Source organism: Stenotrophomonas sp. HMWF023 (assembly GCF_003060985.1).
Taxonomy (GTDB): domain Bacteria; phylum Pseudomonadota; class Gammaproteobacteria; order Xanthomonadales; family Xanthomonadaceae; genus Stenotrophomonas; species Stenotrophomonas lactitubi.
In genome coordinates this window covers 1-1377 of sequence record NZ_QAIJ01000142.1, presented here as the reverse complement: position 1 = coordinate 1377, position 1377 = coordinate 1, and the positions used below count along the sequence as shown (strand labels likewise).

The 1377-nt window shown below is 65.3% G+C and carries 1 protein-coding gene; it reads right to left on the bottom strand.

Features of this window, described 5'->3' with window-relative positions:
• The coding region (locus DBR20_RS07690; RefSeq protein ID WP_146186971.1) for a TonB-dependent receptor at nucleotides 1-1377 on the bottom strand (1377 nt) is incomplete at both ends.

Here is a 1377-nt window from a genome sequence, read left to right as displayed (position 1 = left end):
GCCGAGGTCGACATTGGTCGCGCGGATCGGATCCAGCACCGGGTTGCCACTGGAGATGGTGCGTGCACCACCGGCCACGGCCACCGTCGCGCCCGGCGTCAGGCTGCCCAGCCCCGGACGGCTCATCACCTTGGCCGCACCCAGGCGGATGAGGAAGTCCGGAGTGACTTCAGCCACCAGGTTGAACGAGGGCAGGGTGTCGTCGTAGGTGCGGCTGACCGTGGTTTCGACGGTGCCGTTGGCCAGCGTCGACTGCCCGGTGGACGACTGCTTGGTGCGCACGTAGCGCACGCCGAAATTGCCCGACAACGGCAACGAGCCCAGTTCGGTGGAGAACTCGCCCATCAGGTAGCCACCACGGTCCTTCTCTTCGACGCTGCGCACGTTGTTGGCGCGCGGGGCGACGGCGAAGGTGCCGCTGTTGCTGTAGATGTCCAGCTGTTCGGCGATCGCGTCCAGGTTCGGCACGACCCAGTTCGACGGACTGCCGCTGACGCCCTTCAGTCCGGCCTGCTCGGTCAGGTCCGCCGGCACGATCTTGCTGCCGCCGGCGAAGTTGGGCACGGCCAGTTCGCTGGCGCGGCGCAGTTCGACGGTCTTGAACGTGTAGTCCTTGGCCAGCACGCCGCCCTTCAGTCGGAAGCCCGGGCTGATGTTCCAGTTGAAGTCGATCTGGCCAGTGTCGAAGTCGTTGTCCACGTACTGCGGACGCAGGCGGATCTCGGCCAGTTCCCAGCCATTGGGATCGGTCGGGTCGATGCCGTAGTTGAGCACGGGCGCACGGCTGTTGCCGCGGTAGTCGTAGCTGTAACCCTTGACGTCGTACTTGTCCATGATGACCGTGGTCTGCACCGGGTTCTCATGCTTGGAGCGCGAGATGCCCAACTTGCCGGACAGGGTGAAGTCATCGCCGAAGCGGTGCTGGCCGTTCAGCGCGATCTGCTTGAACTCGGTGCTCCACTCGTCGTGGCGGTTCTCGGTGCGGATATCGACGTTGTCGAATTCACCGTAGAGCAGTGCGTTGTCGCGGATCTCGCCGTTCTTGACGATGGTGGTCGGCTTGCCCGACAGGCGTGCGTTCGCGTTGGCGCCGCGGCTGAAGGAGATCGCTTCGATGTAGTGCTCGTCGCGCGTCGCATCGATCTTCGAGTACAGCGCATCCAGCGAGATCTCGGTGGCGTCGTTCGGCTTCCACTGCAGCGAACCGGTTACGCCGAGCCGCTTCTGTTCGTGTTCCATCTGCACGTAGCGCGGGAAGCGCGGATGGAACACGTTGGCGCCACGCGCGGCGGCGAACGGCGAGGACGCGGCGAAGTTGCCGTTGCTCGGGCCGTTGGCCCAGCGGCCGGTGTTGGAACCTTCCTCCAGCGCCTGGCG